Source organism: Mycolicibacterium novocastrense (assembly GCF_001570485.1).
Lineage (GTDB): Bacteria > Actinomycetota > Actinomycetes > Mycobacteriales > Mycobacteriaceae > Mycobacterium > Mycobacterium novocastrense.
This window is the reverse complement of record NZ_BCTA01000115.1, coordinates 1-716: the sequence shown is the minus strand read 5'-3', so window position 1 is coordinate 716 and position 716 is coordinate 1. Positions and strand designations below refer to the sequence as shown.

The following is a 716-nucleotide window of genomic DNA, read 5'->3' as shown; positions in this document are numbered from 1 at the left end:
GTCCTGATGCGCGCCAGGCTTGTTCGCCGAGCAACCCGGACAGGTGCGCCTCGAGCTGTTGGGTGCGTGCGGCCATGCGGGTGCAGCGTTGCTGGGCTGCGAGCAGGTCGGCCTGCAGCGAGGCGCGGGTGGCGGCGGGGCCGGTGTCGGGAGTGTCGCGCGGCTGGGCTTCGGCGGCGTGGATGCGTTCGAGCAGGTCGCGGTGGCGGTAGAGGAAGGTGCGGTCGACCCTGGCTCGGCGGGCGACGGCGCTGACGCTGAGTTCCTCGCCGGATTCGACGGCGTGGTCGAGGGCGGTGAGCACGCGCCGGCGGCGCCGGTCGGAGTCGGCTCGACGACCGTTGATCATCGCGTTGGCTGTGGGGTTGGGGGTGTTCATGTGGTTCGCTCCGGGCGTAGGTCGGGCAGGGTTTGGCGGACGCGGGGCATGCCGAGCAGGACGCTGCGGTGGCGGCGCACGACCGCGACGGCCTGGTCGAGGTGCTCACGCTGTTCGAGGGTGAGTTCGTCGAGGCCGATGGTGATCTGTTCGATCAGTCGTTTGATGCGGCCGATCTCGTTGTCGGACGGTGTCGCTTCGGCGCGTGCCCAGTCGTCGAGTTCGGTTGCCGCGTATAGGCGTTCACGGGTGCGGAGTAGGTCGTCGAGGTAGGCGTGCAGGTCGAGTAGGTAGGAGACGTCGGTGCGGAAGTGGTCGCAGCCGGCGCAGCGGAACC

At 69.8% G+C, this 716-nt stretch carries 1 protein-coding gene and 1 pseudogene; both read right to left on the bottom strand.

Features of this window, described 5'->3' with window-relative positions; translation table 11 throughout:
• A partial coding sequence (locus RMCN_RS30675; RefSeq protein ID WP_067397007.1) for a DUF6262 family protein occupies nt 1-379 on the bottom strand: 379 nt, incomplete at its 3' end.
• Nucleotides 376-716, bottom strand: a pseudogene (locus RMCN_RS30670) (site-specific integrase); the annotation flags it as partial. The gene RMCN_RS30675 and the pseudogene RMCN_RS30670, both read right to left, overlap by 4 nt.